At 67.2% G+C, this 15,766-nt stretch carries 10 protein-coding genes and 3 rRNA genes; 9 read left to right on the top strand and 4 right to left on the bottom strand.

Annotated features, from left to right (window positions below; translation table 11 throughout):
* Positions 1 to 69 precede the first annotated feature (69 nt).
* Both BS75_RS07685 and BS75_RS07680 read right to left on the bottom strand, forming a co-directional pair.
* Positions 70 to 1,011, bottom strand: coding sequence for a M56 family metallopeptidase (locus BS75_RS07685; RefSeq protein ID WP_034087664.1), 942 nt, complete (start codon positions 1,009 to 1,011; stop codon positions 70 to 72).
* A gap of 152 nt (positions 1,012 to 1,163) precedes the next feature.
* Positions 1,164 to 1,790: a DUF5134 domain-containing protein gene (locus tag BS75_RS07680; protein WP_034087663.1), complete on the bottom strand. Its 627-nt coding sequence runs from the start codon at positions 1,788 to 1,790 to the stop codon at positions 1,164 to 1,166.
* A gap of 330 nt (positions 1,791 to 2,120) precedes the next feature.
* Here BS75_RS07680 and BS75_RS07675 point away from each other — a divergent pair, with 330 nt between their 5' ends.
* From BS75_RS07675 to BS75_RS07655, 5 genes are all read left to right on the top strand, one after another.
* Complete coding sequence (locus BS75_RS07675; protein WP_081982172.1) at positions 2,121 to 3,347, top strand: MGDG synthase family glycosyltransferase; 1,227 nt, start codon at positions 2,121 to 2,123, stop codon at positions 3,345 to 3,347.
* The gene (locus BS75_RS07670) at positions 3,344 to 4,078 is read left to right on the top strand and encodes a polysaccharide deacetylase family protein (RefSeq protein WP_042440105.1); all 735 of its coding nucleotides are present in this window, start codon (positions 3,344 to 3,346) and stop codon (positions 4,076 to 4,078) included. Before BS75_RS07675 ends, BS75_RS07670 begins: the two co-directional genes overlap by 4 nt.
* Positions 4,079 to 4,311: 233 nt before the next feature.
* A complete protein-coding gene (locus BS75_RS07665) occupies positions 4,312 to 5,736 on the top strand; it encodes a DUF6421 family protein (RefSeq protein ID WP_042440104.1) in 1,425 nt (474 codons plus the stop codon).
* Entirely contained in the window at positions 5,733 to 6,500 is a 768-nt protein-coding gene (locus BS75_RS07660) for an SDR family NAD(P)-dependent oxidoreductase (RefSeq protein WP_034087661.1), read from the top strand. The genes BS75_RS07665 and BS75_RS07660 overlap by 4 nt, the downstream gene beginning before the upstream one ends.
* Positions 6,497 to 7,576: a threonine aldolase family protein gene (locus tag BS75_RS07655; RefSeq protein WP_152646201.1), complete on the top strand. Its 1,080-nt coding sequence runs from the start codon at positions 6,497 to 6,499 to the stop codon at positions 7,574 to 7,576. The genes BS75_RS07660 and BS75_RS07655 overlap by 4 nt, the downstream gene beginning before the upstream one ends.
* A gap of 79 nt (positions 7,577 to 7,655) precedes the next feature.
* On the opposite strand, the gene BS75_RS07650 is transcribed toward BS75_RS07655, so the two are convergent.
* Positions 7,656 to 8,675, bottom strand: a complete 1,020-nt coding sequence (locus BS75_RS07650) for an asparaginase (protein WP_034087659.1) — start codon at positions 8,673 to 8,675, stop codon at positions 7,656 to 7,658.
* A gap of 552 nt (positions 8,676 to 9,227) precedes the next feature.
* Here BS75_RS07650 and BS75_RS07645 point away from each other — a divergent pair.
* The 3 genes from BS75_RS07645 (at position 9,228) to rrf (ending at position 14,375) form a co-directional block, all read left to right on the top strand.
* Positions 9,228 to 10,746: ribosomal RNA gene (locus BS75_RS07645) — 16S ribosomal RNA — on the top strand.
* Between the two features lie 309 nt (positions 10,747 to 11,055).
* A 23S ribosomal RNA gene (locus BS75_RS07640) occupies positions 11,056 to 14,178 on the top strand.
* An 80-nt stretch (positions 14,179 to 14,258) separates the two neighbouring features.
* A 5S ribosomal RNA gene (gene rrf, locus BS75_RS07635) occupies positions 14,259 to 14,375 on the top strand.
* Together the 16S, 23S and 5S rRNA genes form the textbook arrangement of a ribosomal RNA operon.
* A gap of 87 nt (positions 14,376 to 14,462) precedes the next feature.
* On the opposite strand, the gene BS75_RS07630 is transcribed toward rrf, so the two are convergent.
* A complete protein-coding gene (locus tag BS75_RS07630; protein ID WP_034087658.1) occupies positions 14,463 to 15,302 on the bottom strand; it encodes an SDR family oxidoreductase in 840 nt (279 codons plus the stop codon).
* 92 nt (positions 15,303 to 15,394) lie between these two features.
* Between BS75_RS07630 and BS75_RS07625 the strand changes: the two genes are divergently transcribed.
* The gene (locus BS75_RS07625) at positions 15,395 to 15,766 is read left to right on the top strand and encodes a winged helix-turn-helix transcriptional regulator (RefSeq protein WP_034087657.1); all 372 of its coding nucleotides are present in this window, start codon (positions 15,395 to 15,397) and stop codon (positions 15,764 to 15,766) included.

Here is a 15,766-nt window from a genome sequence, read left to right as displayed (position 1 = left end):
GGGAGGGGACTGGGCGTCGGCGGGAATATTGCTCCGTTCCGGGGCGGTACCGCCGTGACGCCGGAGCGGTCAGAGCATGGCGTGCAGTCCCGGGGCGAAGGCCAGCAGCAGCGGGGCGCCGACCGCGGCCAGGCTGGTCGCGGTCAGCCGCAGCCGTCGGCCCCTGGTCAGTCGGGGCGCGCCGGCCAGCAGCCGGTCCACCCGGTGCGGGACCTCGGCCAGCGGCGCCGGACAGCCGGGGGAGTGCTGGGTGTTCAGCTCGACCAGGGCGATGGCGGTCGCCAGCCGGCCGTGCCGGCGGGCGGCCCAGTCGTCGGCGGCCAGCTCGACCAGCCGCCCGACCTGGGAGCGGAACAGCGCGAACACCGCGGCCCCGGGGAACCCGGTGCTGAGCGCCTCCGCGCACTGCATCAGCCAGTGGTGCCGGGCCCGGACGTGCCCGCGCTCGTGTGCCAGCAGCGCGTCGAGCTCGCGGTCGCTCAGCCGGTGCAGGGCGCCGGTGGTGACCACCAGCCGGGGGCGGGAGCCGGGCAGCGACCAGGCCAGCGGGCGGGTGTCCTCCAGCACCACCAGCCGCTCGCCCGGGCTCCGCCGCGGGGCCAGGCCCGGCGGGAGCTCGGGGGCCTGCCGGGCCAGCTCCCGCTGCCGGCGGCGGCGCAGGGTGCGGGCCAGTCGGACCTCGGCGCTCAGCGACTGCGCCGTGCGCACCCCGCCGAAGGCCAGCAGCAGCGCCCCGGCCACGGCCCAGGGGCGGTCCAGCGGCAGCCGGTAGGCCTCGGCGACCCCGTGCGGGGCGCCCAGGAAGAGCACCTGCGCGGCCTCCGGCCAGGCGGCCGCAGCGGTGAGCACCATCGCCAGCCCGAAGCAGAGCAGCACCGCCACCACCAGGCACTGCCACGCCAGCAGCGCCAGCACCGGCTCGCGTTCCACCCAGCCGGCCCGGGCGAGCACCCGGGGACCGAGGACAGCGAGCAGCAGGCAGAGCACCAGCAGGGCCGGCAGGACGTTCAACGGGTGCCTCCGCGGGCAGGACCGACGGCGCGCGACAGTGCGCGCCCGCCCAACCTATGCGCCGACGGCGCGCCGCGTCAGCCGATCGGCGCAGTCGTGACGCAGCCCACGTCCCCGGCCTTCGCCTGCTGCCTGGCTGGCATTCAGATCATCTACATGCTCAGTAACATCGCAAACATTCCCATGCCCAGAACCATCCGGCAGGCATCCGGCAGCTCCGGCGCCCCCAGCAGCCGCCGCACCACCGAGCCGCCCCCGGTCCCGCCCCCGGGTACCGCAGTCGCGCCCGAGGGCGCCGCACCGACCAGCCGCACCCCGCCGACCACCACGTAGCAGCCGAAGAACACCAGCAGCACCCCGGTCAGCAGCGGCACTCCGGACGGCGCCGCCATCCCGGCCATGGTCCCGGCGCCCGCTGTCGTCCCGGCGCCCGCTCCGGCCGTCGCTCCGGCCATCGCCAGTGCCATGTAGACCATCGCCAGGTGACCGACCGCGTGGTACAGGTGGTGCCCCCGATGACCGCCCGGCCGTAACCCCTCGACCAGCGACCAGGCGGCGGCCCCGCCGAAGAGCACCACCCACACCGGCACCGGTACGACCCGGGCCGACCCGTAGGGGATGGCCATGGCCGCCATCCCCAGCCCCTTCAGGGCCTCCGACGCGTCCAGCCGGCGCTGCGCCCGGGGGGTCCCCGGCCGCCGCAGCCGCATCAGGCAGTAGAGTCCGGTCAACCCCGTCAGAGCAGCGAGCAGCCAGCCCACCGCCGCGGACGCGTGCATCCGGGCCCCCTCTCGTCGCCGCGCTGGCAGCGCTCCTCCCACGATGACGGGCAGTCGCCGAGAACTACAGGGCGCAACAGGGGCGCACGTCATCAGTGCACGCTGGAACGCCCCCGCCGCCCGAACCCTTACGCCGTATGTACTTCGAATGGAGTACACGGGCTCGCGACTGCCCCGATCGGATTACGGACCGGGAGGCGGTTAATCATCCCCGGGTCTGTCTTCCGGAGCGAAAGCGCTCGTTACGTTGGACCGGCCCAGGTCGCCCGACGGGTGACAGGCAGCGTCCGCGTCGGCGACACAGCAACCAGAGCAGGGACGACACACCACATGGGACGACTCATTCGCCTCCCGATGCAGCGCCGGTCCGGGGCCCAACTCCCCACTCCGCCGCGCGCAGTGATCGTCTCCGCCAGCGTCGGCGCCGGCCACGACGCGGTCGCCCAGGAGCTGACCGCCCGTCTGGAGGAGGCCGGCGTCGTCGTCGACCGCCACGACTTCCTCGACGTCCTGCCCGGCCCGGCCGGACGCATCCTGGTCGGCTCCTACCACCGGATGCTGGAGCGGGCCCCCTGGACCTGGAAGCTGCTCTACGGCAGCCTCGACAACCGCCGCGGCATGAGCATGCAGGCCAGCATCTTCACCTTCCTGGCCGGCCGCCGGATGAAGGCGCTGCTCCCGGACGACACCAAGATCGTGATCTCCACCTACCCGCTCGCCAGCCAGGTGCTGGGCCGGCTGCGGCGCAGCGGCAAGGTCACCCAGACCGTCCACACCTACCTCACCGACTTCTCCGTCCACGCGCTCTGGACCTCCGCCGACATCGACGCCCACCTGGCGATCCACCAGGTCCCGGCGGCCCAGGCCCGCGCGGCCGGCTGCGCCGGCGTCTCGGTGATCGCCCCGGTCGTCGACCGCCGCTTCACCCCGGTCACGCCGCGGCTGCGCCGCGCCGCCCGGGCCCGCCTCGGCCTGCCCCAGGACGCCCGGCTGGCGCTGCTGGTCGGCGGCTCCTGGGGGGCCGGCGAGATCGAGCGCACCGTCGGCGACATCGAGGCGGCCGACCCCGGCATCACCTGCATCGTGGTCTGCGGCCGGAACGAGACCCTGCGCGAGCGGCTGCTCACGGCCGGCGTCCGGCACGCCTACGGCTGGGTCGACGACATGCCCAGCCTGATGCACGCCGCCGACGTGCTGATCCAGAACGCCGGCGGGATGACCGTGCTGGAGGCCGTCGCGGCCGGACTGCCGGTCATCACCTACCGCTCGATACCGGGCCACGGGCTGACCAACGCAGCCGCGCTGGACGAGGCCGGGGTCGCCCGCTGGGTGCGCCACCAGGGCGAGTTGGCAGCGGCCCTGGAGCAGGCGGTACGGTCGGCCGGGAACGGCTCCGAGGACCGCGACGTGGTCTCGCTGCCGGGCGTCGACGTCGTGGAACTGCTGCTGGAGACCGCGGGCCTGGAACACCTCGTCGCCGCGCGCCCGGCCGCCGGACACGCCGTCGCCGAGCACCACGCAGACCAGGCCACTGCCCCGATGGAGTACGTTCGTTGAGTCGCGCACTGAAGACCGCAGCCGCCCTCGCGGGGGGTCTCGCCCTCGCGCACGCCGCCCCGGCGCTCACCTCGATCCAGCCTCTCGAACCGCTGCGCACCCGGCTCTTCCCCAACTACGGCGGCCAGGGCGACCCCGGGCACGTCGCGCTGACCTTCGACGACGGCCCGGACCCGCTGTCCACCCCGCGCTTCCTCTCGCTGCTGGAGAACCGCGGGCTGAAGGCCACCTTCTTCCTGCTCGGCTTCATGCTGGAGCGCGACCCCGGCCTCGGCCGGGAGATCGTCGCGGCCGGCCATGAGATCGCCGTCCACGGCTACCTGCACCGCCCGATGGTGCTGCGCACCCCCGGGCAGACCCGGGACGACCTGCACCGCGCCCACGACCTGGTGGCCGAGGCGACCGGCACCAAGCCCCGCTGGTACCGGCCGCCGTACGGCATCGCCACCACCTCCGCGCTGACCACCGCCCGCGCCCTGGGGATGACCCCGGTGCTCTGGACCAGCTGGGGCGCGGACTGGCGCGCGGGCGCGACCGGGACCTCGGTCTACGACACGGTGACCCGCAACCTCTCCGGCGGCGGCACCATCCTGCTGCACGACTCCGACTGCACCTCGGCCCCGGCCTCCTGGACCGCCACGCTCAGCGGCCTGCCGCGGATCCTGGACCACTGCGAGGCCGAGGGCTGGAAGATCGGCCCGCTCGCCGACCACGGCCTGCCCCGGAGCTGACCGCCCCGGATCTGACCGCCCCGAACCACCCGAAGCCCGCCCCCTGCATCGGCAGGAGGCGGGCTTCGTGCTGTTCCGGCGCGCCGTGCGGCATCCGGGACCGTGCGGGAAGGTGGGCTCTAACGGGACGAACCATCCCAGAAGCGTCCCCAGATCGATGCGCCCTTGAACAGGACAACCTTCTGTATATACGGTGTCTTAACAACGGTTCCTCCGGCCAAGGCAGGCTTTGAATGAAAAATCTCTCGCAAACCCCCGTCGTGGCAGACAAAGCAGCCGCTGAGATCGCTGGCCACCCTGCCTGGATCCGGCTGAAGGCCGCGGTCGAGGAACTCCGCCCCTTCCAGGCGAAGGACGGCTCGATCGACCTCAACTCCCGCGGTGCCACCACCCGCGACGAGGCCGACGCGCTGCTCGCCACCGTTGTCGACGCCACGCGCGAGCTGGCGCCGCTCTTCCCGCACGACGCGGCCTACCTGGACGCGGTCATAGCCGACCTCGGCCGCTGGGCCGACTCCGGCTACGCCGTACCCGACTTCCTGGACTCGCTGCTCGCCTTCCAGCCCGCCGGGCAGCGCGAGGACGGCCTCGGCCACCTCGTGGTCTTCCCGATGTACACCCAGAACGGCAACCCCGACCGCAACCTCGAAGCGGTCCTGCTCAACGTCGTCTGGCCGGACTGGCTCGCCGAGCTGGAGCGCACCCGCTTCGACAACCCGATGTTCGTGCCGATCACCTTCAGCGACTTCACCGCCGGCTACGACACCAACTCCGCCGTGCTCTTCCCGGAGACCGTCGCCGTCCGCAAGGCCCCCGAGCGGTTCACCTGGGGCGGCATCTTCTGCGACCGCGAGGCCGCGCGCTTCCGCGCCGTCAGCACCGCCGCCGTCGACACCCTCGGCCTGGAGATCCCCGCCGACGCCGCCACGCTGCTGGAGGACCAGGAGCTGGCCCAGCAGACCTTCGTGCTCTGGGACCTCGTCCACGACCGGACCCACAGCCACGGCGACCTGCCGTTCGACCCGTTCATGATCAAGCAGCGCAGTCCGTTCTGGATGTACGGCCTCGAAGAGCTCCGCTGCGACCTCACCGCCTTCAAGGCCGCCGTCGAGCTGGAGGCCGAGGGCCCGGAGACCGCCTCGGGGCGGATGGGCCGCAACGTCCAGTACGCGATCCTCTTCGACCGGATGTTCCGTTTCCCGGTCAGTGGCGGCCGGGTCCGCAACTACGACGGCCTCGGCGGCCAGCTGCTCTTCGCCTACCTGCACAAGCACGACGCGCTGCGCTGGACCGACAACCGGCTGCGGATCGACTGGAAGCGGGCCGCGACCGTCACCACCGACCTCTGCACCGAGATCGAGACCCTCTACCGGGACGGCATCGACCGCCCCAAGACCGCGCACTGGCTCGCCGCCTACCAGCTGGTCTCCCGCTACCTCACCCCGCACCCGGCCTCCACCTGGGCCAAGGGCGCCGACGCGCTGCCCTTCGCCGAGTACAACGACAGCAAGTCGCTGAACAAGGCGCTGTGCGACGCGGTCCTGCCGGACGAGTTCCCGCTCAGCATGTTCTTCGAGGCCCTGTCGAAGAAGCTGTCCGGTGTCATCGCCTCCACCTCCGGCATCACCGGCACCACCGACCTCGGAGCCGCGGCATGACCCCCGACCGCGTCCCCGGCCCGCTGGCCGGCCGGGTCGTCGCCGTCGCCGGGGCCACCGGACCGGCCGGGCGGGCCACCGTCCGCAGGCTCGCCGCCGCCGGCGCCACCGTCTCCTGTGTCGGCACCGACCCCCGCCGACTGGACACCCTGCTCGACGCCACCCGCCGCGCCGTCCCCGGCGCCACCGTCGTCGGCCAGGTCCTCGACCTGCTCGACCCCCAGGCCGCCGGCGACTGGGCCGACCACATCGAGGCCGAGCACGGCGGCGTGGACGGCCTGATCCACCTGGTCGGCGGCTGGCGCGGCAGCAAGAAGTTCACCGACATCGACCTGTCGGACTGGGACTTCCTGCACGACCAGCTGGTCCGCACGCTCCAGCACACCAGCCTCGCCTTCCACGACGCGCTGCTGCGCAGCCCCGCCGGACGCTTCGCGATCGTCTCCGCCGCCGGAGCCGCCAAGCCCACCGCCGGGAACGCCTGCTACGCCACCGCCAAGGCCGCCGCCGAGACCTGGGCCCTCGCCCTCGCCGACTCCTTCCGCAGCCTCGGCGAAGCCGACCCCGACCAGGACGGCCCGCGCGCCGCAGCTGCGATCCTGGTCATCAAGGCCCTCGTCACCCCCGAGATGCGCGAGGCCAAGCCCAACGCGAAATTCGCGGGATTCACCGACGTCGGCGACCTCGCCGAGACCATCGTCGACCTCTGGAACCGACCCGCAACCGACCTGAATGGACAGCACCTGTGGCTGACGCCCCGATGACCGCCGCGACCCACACCGACGCCCAGCGCCGGCACGACCCCTCCGTGCGCGGCTTCGCCAGCGACAACTACGCGGGCATCCACCCCGAGATCCTGGCCGCCATCGCGCTGGCCAACGGCGGCCACCAGATCTCCTACGGCGAGGACGACTACACCGCCCACCTCCAGGACGTCTTCCGCCGCCACTTCGGCGAGCGCGCCGAGGCCTACCCGGTCTTCAACGGCACCGGCGCCAACGTGGTCGCGCTGCAGGCGCTGCTCCCGCGCTGGGGCGCGGTCGTCGCCGCCGAGACCGCCCACATCAACGTGGACGAGGGCGGCGCCCCGGAGAAGATGGCCGGCCTCAAGCTGCTCACCGTCCCCACCCCGGACGGCAAGCTCACCCCCGAGCTGATCGACCGCCAGGCCTGGGGCTGGGGCGACGAGCACCGCTCCCAGCCGCTCGCCGTCTCCATCGCCCAGAGCACCGAGCTCGGCACCTGCTACACCGCCGAGGAGATCCGCGCGATCTGCGACCACGCCCACGAGCGCGGAATGCTCGTCCACGTCGACGGCTCCCGGCTCGCCAACGCCGCCGCCACCCTCGGACTCCCGCTCCGCGCCTTCACCACCGACGCGGGCGTGGACATCGTCTCCTACGGTGGCACCAAGAACGGGCTGCTGCTCGGCGAGGTCGTGGTGGTCCTCAACCCGGACGCCGTCCACGGCATCAAGTTCCTGCGCAAGCTGTCGATGCAGCTCGCCTCGAAGATGCGCTTCATCTCGGTGCAGTTCGAGGCGCTGCTCACCGGCGACCTGTGGCTGCGCAACGCCTCCCACGCCAACGCGATGGCCCGCAGGCTGGAGGCCGCCGTCCGCGACATCGACGGCGTCACGGTGATGCGCCCGGTCCAGGCCAACGCCGTCTTCGCGCTGCTCCCGCGCGAGGTGAGCGAGCGACTGCAGAAGAACTACCGCTTCTACTTCTGGAACGAGCACACCGGCGAGGTCCGGTGGATGGCCTCCTTCGACACCACCGAGGCCGACATCGACGCCTTCGCCGCCGCGATCACGGAGGAGATGGCGAAGCTGGGCTGAGGCCCCGCCATTCCGCAGCTGGTCCTGCCCCGCTCTCGTCGGGGCAGGACCAGCTGCGTCGGGGCTCGGTTGCTCGGGCTCACCCCTCCGGTTGTGCGCCGATCCCGCCCAGCTGCGCCAGCGCTTCGAAGGACGCGGCGATCCGCTCGCGCCCGGCGCCGTCCGCCAGCAGGGCGTGCAGCAGCAGCCGGGCCTTGGCCGGGGCGAGGAAGCCCGCCGAGAGCAGCCCGCGTCCCAGCAGGTCGTGCTCGGAGCCGGGCCCCCGGTAGGTGGCGGACAGTATCGGCCCCGAGCCGGTCCGCGAGGCGAGGACCACCGGCATCCGCGCGGCCAGCGCGGTCAACGGCGCGACCAGCCACGAGGGTGCATGGCCCGCGCCGAAGGCGGCCACCACCAGGCCGTCGAAGCGGTCGTCCACCGCGTCCAGCAGCTCGCCGCCGTCGCCCAGCGCGAGGGTGACCAGCGCAACCCGGGCCGGACGCCGCAGCCGCAGCGGCGGGGTGACTGTCGCGTGGGGAGGCCGGAGCAGCAGGCGCGGCTTCCCCTCGACCACCAGCCCCAGCGGTCCCGCCCCCGGCGAGGCGAAGGTGGCGATGGAGGTCGTGTGCGTCTTGCGGACGTAGCGCGCGGCGTGGATCTCGTCCGCCAGCACCGCCAGCACTCCCAGTCCACGGCAGCCGGGGTCCGCAGCCACCGCCACTGCGCCCGCCAGGTTCGCCGGGCCGTCCGCACCCGGCAGATCGGGGCGCCGCATGGCCCCGGTCACCACGACGGTCGCGGCGGACGAGCAGGTGAGGTCGAGCAGGAAGGCGGTCTCCTCCAGGGTGTCCGTTCCCTGGACCACCACCACGCCGGTGCTGTCCTCGGCGACGTCGTTGACGCGGTCGACCAGTTCGCCCAGGTCCTCGAACGACAGCGAGGAACTCGGAAGCCGGCGGAAGTCCTCGACCTCCGTCCTGACCCCTGAGCCCTGCCCGGCACCGGTACTCGTCGCGACCAACTGCTCGCCGCTGAGGCGCTGCGATCCGGCGTCACCGCCGAGGGCCGAGATCGTGCCGCCCAACGTGAAGATCCTGACGACCTGATCAGCAGCAGACATGGGTACTCCTTGTGCGACTGGCGGCGTGAGCCCGGTTTGACTTGGCCGGATGGCATGCGTAGTGTCCTGCGGGTTGCCCTGGCGGGACTGCGGTGGCGACCAATCCCCTGATCATCCTGCACGGTCTTCTTTGTCGTGCGCTTTTCCGGGGACTGCGGCGAATTCGCGTCACTGACGGGAAACCGCTAGAGTTTCACTCGTCGGAACGGGCCGGAAACGGCGCGGGAAGGCAGAGCGAAAATGAGCGAAACGGACCGGTAAGACGGTCTGATAAGCTTAGGAACGAAGAACGAACGCAGTAACATTGAAACGAACTGCTCGGAGAGACCGGTGAAAGGGTCTTGAAGAAAGCGTCCGTTCCTTGAGAACTCAACAGCGTGCCAAAAGTCAACGCCAAATGTTGATACCCCGTCCGGCCACATCATGTGGACGGTCGAGGTTCCTTTGGGAAAAACTGCAGTAAACACTAGCGAGGACGCAGTGCACGGGATCGGCTATTCCGCCGGTCGCTGTGCCGCTCAACGCGAGTGCTGTTCCGATTACGGAATGACATTCACGGAGAGTTTGATCCTGGCTCAGGACGAACGCTGGCGGCGTGCTTAACACATGCAAGTCGAACGGTGAAGCCCTTCGGGGTGGATCAGTGGCGAACGGGTGAGTAACACGTGGGCAATCTGCCCTGCATTCTGGGACAAGCCTTGGAAACGAGGTCTAATACCGGATACGACGCATCCCCGCATGGGGTGTGCGTGGAAAGCTCCGGCGATGCAGGATGAGCCCGCGGCCTATCAGCTTGTTGGTGGGGTAATGGCCTACCAAGGCGACGACGGGTAGCCGGCCTGAGAGGGCGACCGGCCACACTGGGACTGAGACACGGCCCAGACTCCTACGGGAGGCAGCAGTGGGGAATATTGCACAATGGGCGAAAGCCTGATGCAGCGACGCCGCGTGAGGGATGACGGCCTTCGGGTTGTAAACCTCTTTCAGCAGGGAAGAAGCGCAAGTGACGGTACCTGCAGAAGAAGCACCGGCTAACTACGTGCCAGCAGCCGCGGTAATACGTAGGGTGCGAGCGTTGTCCGGAATTATTGGGCGTAAAGAGCTCGTAGGCGGCTTGTCACGTCGGATGTGAAAGCCCGGGGCTTAACTCCGGGTCTGCATTCGATACGGGCAGGCTAGAGTGTGGTAGGGGAGATCGGAATTCCTGGTGTAGCGGTGAAATGCGCAGATATCAGGAGGAACACCGGTGGCGAAGGCGGATCTCTGGGCCATTACTGACGCTGAGGAGCGAAAGCGTGGGGAGCGAACAGGATTAGATACCCTGGTAGTCCACGCCGTAAACGTTGGGAACTAGGTGTGGGTCACATTCCACGTGGTCCGCGCCGCAGCTAACGCATTAAGTTCCCCGCCTGGGGAGTACGGCCGCAAGGCTAAAACTCAAAGGAATTGACGGGGGCCCGCACAAGCAGCGGAGCATGTGGCTTAATTCGACGCAACGCGAAGAACCTTACCAAGGCTTGACATATACCGGAAACGGCCAGAGATGGTCGCCCCCTTGTGGTCGGTATACAGGTGGTGCATGGTTGTCGTCAGCTCGTGTCGTGAGATGTTGGGTTAAGTCCCGCAACGAGCGCAACCCTCGTTCTGTGTTGCCAGCGAGTAATGTCGGGGACTCACAGGAGACTGCCGGGGTCAACTCGGAGGAAGGTGGGGACGACGTCAAATCATCATGCCCCTTATGTCTTGGGCTGCACACGTGCTACAATGGCCGGTACAATGAGCTGCGATACCGCGAGGTGGAGCGAATCTCAAAAAGCCGGCCTCAGTTCGGATTGGGGTCTGCAACTCGACCCCATGAAGTCGGAGTTGCTAGTAATCGCAGATCAGCATTGCTGCGGTGAATACGTTCCCGGGCCTTGTACACACCGCCCGTCACGTCACGAAAGTCGGTAACACCCGAAGCCGGTGGCCTAACCCGCAAGGGAAGGAGCTGTCGAAGGTGGGACCAGCGATTGGGACGAAGTCGTAACAAGGTAGCCGTACCGGAAGGTGCGGCTGGATCACCTCCTTTCTAAGGAGCTCTTCTCCCGGCTTCGGTCGGGCAGAGGGCCAGTACACCGGCGACTGTCCGGTGCTGGTTCGCTCATGGGTGGAACGTTGACTATTCGGCACGGTTGGTCCTTGTCTGTCAGTACTGCGCTTCGGCGCGTGGAACGCAGGTCGGGGTTGGCCGTTCCGGGCACGTTGTTGGGTCCTGAGGGCACGGCCGCAAGGTCTGTCTTCGGTACGCCGGCCCCAGTGAACTTCGCACCGTTGTGGTGTGGGGGTGATGGGTGGCTGGTCGTTGCTTGAGAACTGCACAGTGGACGCGAGCATCTGTGGCCAAGTTTTTAAGGGCGCACGGTGGATGCCTTGGCACTAGGAACCGATGAAGGACGTGGGAGGCCGCGATAGGCCCCGGGGAGCTGTCAACCGAGCTTTGATCCGGGGGTGTCCGAATGGGGAAACCCGGCAGTCGTCATGGGCTGTCACCCGCTGCTGAACACATAGGCAGTGTGGAGGGAACGCGGGGAAGTGAAACATCTCAGTACCCGCAGGAAAAGAAAACAACCGTGATTCCGAGAGTAGTGGCGAGCGAAATCGGATGAGGCTAAACCGTAGTGGTGTGATACCCGGCAGGGGTTGCCATTGCGGGGTCGTGGGAAAATTCTTGATCGGTCTGCCGGCCGGTCGGAGAGTCAGAAACCGTATGGGTAGTCGAAGGACATGCGAAAGGTCCGGCGTAGAGGGTAAGACCCCCGTAGACGAAACCTGTACGGCTCTCTTGAGTTTCTCCCAAGTAGCACGGAGCCCGAGAAATTCCGTGTGAATCTGGCGGGACCACCCGCTAAGCCTAAATATTCCCTAGTGACCGATAGCGGACAGTACCGTGAGGGAATGGTGAAAAGTACCGCGGGAGCGGAGTGAAATAGTACCTGAAACCGTGTGCCTACAAGCCGTGGGAGCGTCGCAGCGTGTGCTTGCACATAGCTGTCGTGACTGCGTGCCTTTTGAAGAATGAGCCTGCGAGTTTGCGGTGTGTTGCGAGGTTAACCCGTGTGGGGTAGCCGTAGCGAAAGCGAGTCCGAATAGGGCGGTTTAGTAGCGCGCCCAAGACCCGAAGCGGAGTGATCTAGCCATGGGCAGGTTGAAGCGCGGGTAAGACCGTGTGGAGGACCGAACCCACCAGGGTTGAAAACCTGGGGGATGACCTGTGGTTAGGGGTGAAAGGCCAATCAAACTCCGTGATAGCTGGTTCTCCCCGAAATGCATTTAGGTGCAGCGTCGCGTGTTTCTTGCCGGAGGTAGAGCACTGGATAGGCGATGGGCCCCACCGGGTTACTGACCTTAGCCAAACTCCGAATGCCGGTAAGTGAGAGCGCGGCAGTGAGACTGTGGGGGATAAGCTCCATGGTCGAGAGGGAAACAGCCCAGAACACCGGCTAAGGCCCCTAAGCGTGTGCTAAGTGGGAAAGGATGTGGAGTCGCAGAGACAACCAGGAGGTTGGCTTAGAAGCAGCCACCCTTTAAAGAGTGCGTAATAGCTCACTGGTCAAGTGATTCCGCGCCGACAATGTAGCGGGGCTCAAGTACACCGCCGAAGCCGTGTCATTGCAGCTTAACTCCTAACGGGGGCTGTGATGGGTAGGGGAGCGTCGTGTGCCGGGTGAAGCGGCGGCGGAAGCCAGTCGTGGACGGTATACGAGTGAGAATGCAGGCATGAGTAGCGATACAAGAGTGGGAAACTCTTGCGCCGATTGACCAAGGGTTCCTGGGTCAAGCTGATCTGCCCAGGGTAAGTCGGGACCTAAGGCGAGGCCGACAGGCGTAGTCGATGGACAACGGGTTGATATTCCCGTACCCGCTTTGAAGCGCCAACGTCGAACCTCTGAATGCTAAAGCCGTGAAGCCGTCTCGGATCCTTCGGGTGATGAGGAGTGGTGGAGCCGCTGACCCAACAGGGTAGTAGGTGAGCGATGGGGTGACGCAGGAAGGTAGTCCAGCCCGGGCGGTGGTAGTCCCGGGGTAAGGGTGTAGGGCGTTGTGTAGGCAAATCCGCACAACATGAGCCTGAGACCTGATGCCGAGCCGATTGTGGTGAAGTGGATGATCCTATGCTGTCGAGAAAAGCCTCTAGCGAGTTTCATGGCGGCCCGTACCCCAAACCGACTCAGGTGGTCAGGTAGAGAATACCGAGGCGTTCGGGTGAACTATGGTTAAGGAACTCGGCAAAATGCCCCCGTAACTTCGGGAGAAGGGGGGCCGGAACTGGTGACGAGTCTTGCACTCCGAGCTGGGGCCGGCCGCAGAGACCAGCGAGAAGCGACTGTTTACTAAAAACACAGGTCCGTGCGAAGCCGTAAGGCGATGTATACGGACTGACGCCTGCCCGGTGCTGGAACGTTAAGGGGACCGGTTAGTGGGATTTCGATTCCGCGAAGCTGAGAACTTAAGCGCCAGTAAACGGCGGTGGTAACTATAACCATCCTAAGGTAGCGAAATTCCTTGTCGGGTAAGTTCCGACCTGCACGAATGGCGTAACGACTTCTCGACTGTCTCAACCATAGGCCCGGTGAAATTGCATTACGAGTAAAGATGCTCGTTTCGCGCAGCAGGACGGAAAGACCCCGGGACCTTTACTATAGCTTGATATTGGTGTTCGGTTCGGCTTGTGTAGGATAGGTGGGAGACTGTGAAGCGGCCACGCCAGTGGTTGTGGAGTCGTCGTTGAAATACCACTCTGGTCGTGCTGGATGTCTAACCTGGGTCCGTGATCCGGATCAGGGACAGTGTCTGGTGGGTAGTTTAACTGGGGCGGTTGCCTCCTAAAATGTAACGGAGGCGCCCAAAGGTTCCCTCAGCCTGGTTGGCAATCAGGTGTTGAGTGTAAGTGCACAAGGGAGCTTGACTGTGAGACCGACGGGTCGAGCAGGTGCGAAAGCAGGGACTAGTGATCCGGCGGTGGCTTGTGGAAGCGCCGTCGCTCAACGGATAAAAGGTACCCCGGGGATAACAGGCTGATCTTCCCCAAGAGTCCATATCGACGGGATGGTTTGGCACCTCGATGTCGGCTCGTCGCATCCTGGGGCTGGAGTAGGTCCCAAGGGTTGGGCTGTTCGCCCATTAAAGCGGTACGCGAGCTGGGTTTAGAACGTCGTGAGACAGTTCGGTCCCTATCCGCTGCGCGCGCAGGAGTCTTGAGAAGGGCTGTCCCTAGTACGAGAGGACCGGGACGGACGAACCTCTGGTGTGCCAGTTGTCCTGCCAAGGGCATGGCTGGTTGGCTACGTTCGGGAGGGATAACCGCTGAAAGCATCTAAGCGGGAAGCCTGCTTCGAGATGAGGACTCCCACCACCGTTGAGTGGGTAAGGCTCCCAGTAGACGACTGGGTTGATAGGCCGGATGTGGAAGCCCTGTGAGGGGTGGAGCTGACCGGTACTAATAGGCCGAGGGCTTGTCCATAGTTGCTACGCGTCCACTGTGTTGTTCTGAAGAAACGACCCCTGCTTCCGGCAGCGTGTTAGTCGATATCTTCATAGTGTTTCGGTGGTCATAGCGTGAGGGAAACGCCCGGTTACATCCCGAACCCGGAAGCTAAGCCTCACAGCGCCGATGGTACTGCAGGGGGGACCCTGTGGGAGAGTAGGACGCCGCCGAACAACCTTTGATGAAGAGCCCCCTGACCATCGGTCAGGGGGCTCTTCGGCATGTCCGGACACCGGAACGGGCCGGCGGCGCTGACTGTGTCAGCGGAACGCGGCGATATTGCGTGCGGCCCAGTCGGCGAAGGGACGCGGGGAGCGGCCGAGGACCTGCTGGACGTCCGGGCTGACCCGCAGTTCGGCGGGGTTCGGGGAGCCGAGGATGGTCAGGGTGTCCTCTGCGAGCTCTGCCGGCATGCTCCGGGCCATGGCGGACTTGGCCTCGTCGCGGGTCAGGTCGTGGAACCGCACTGGTGAGCCCAGTGCTGCGGCGATGGCCTCCGCCTGGCGGCGCGGTGTGATCACCTCCGGGCCGGTCAGCTCGTACACGCCACCGGCGTGCCGACCGTCCAGCAGACAGGCTGCTGCGACCTCGGCGATGTCCGCCGGGTCGACGATCGGCACACCGACGTCGCCGAAGGGCGCGGCGACGACCCGTTGCGTGCGGATGGAATCGGCCCACCACAGGGCGTTGGAGGCGAAGCCGCCCGGCCGCAGGATGGCCCACTCCAGGCCGGACTCCCGCAGCGCGTCCTCCAGCGCGCGCATGGCGATCCGCGTCGGGCCGAAGGGCCTGGTTGCCACACCTTGGGTGGAGAGGAGGACGACCCGCCGGACTCCGCCGGCCTCGGCTGCGCCGATGATGTCGGCCGGGTTGGCGCCGGCGGCGTGCAGGCCGCCGGACAGCAACAGGAACAGTGCTTTCGCTCCGGCCAGCGCGGGCTTTAGGTCGGCCGGCTCGGCCAGGTCGGCCACCAGGTGGCGGACGCCGTCCGGCACCGCCGCCGCATGCCGTGACACGGCCGTCACCTGCTGCCCCGCCTCGGCCAGCGCCCGCGTCAACGGACGGCCCACATTTCCGGTAGCCCCGGTCACCACGATCATGATCAGCTCCTTGTCACAGGTCTTCTGTGGTCGTCACGCTAGGAGCAGGGACTAACTCTTGGTAAGGACATACCTTTGGGTAAGCTCATCACATGACGGGAAGCGTGCAGCACACACGGGCCGAAGCGGGGAAGCGGTATGACGTGTTTCACACCGACTGCCCTGCCCGCGACATGGTCGACCATGTGACCAGCAGGTGGGGCATCTGGGTGTTGATCTCCTTGCGGAGCAACGACCTTCGGTTCTTCGAACTCCGCGAGAGCATCCAGGGCATCAGCGAGAAGATGCTCGCCCAGACCCTGCGCGCGCTGGTCCAGGACGGTCTGGTCTGGCGGGAGGTCGAGCCGACGACGCCACCTCAGGTCAGCTACGGGCTGACCGAGTTCGGCCGGGACGTCGGCGAGCCGCTGGCGGAGCTGTTCAACCGGATCACGCAGCGGCTCTCACTGCGCGACGCGGGATAG

Origin of the sequence: Streptacidiphilus albus JL83 (genome assembly GCF_000744705.1) — a bacterium.
Classification (GTDB): domain Bacteria; phylum Actinomycetota; class Actinomycetes; order Streptomycetales; family Streptomycetaceae; genus Streptacidiphilus; species Streptacidiphilus albus.
This window is presented reverse-complemented; position numbering and strand designations above follow the sequence as displayed.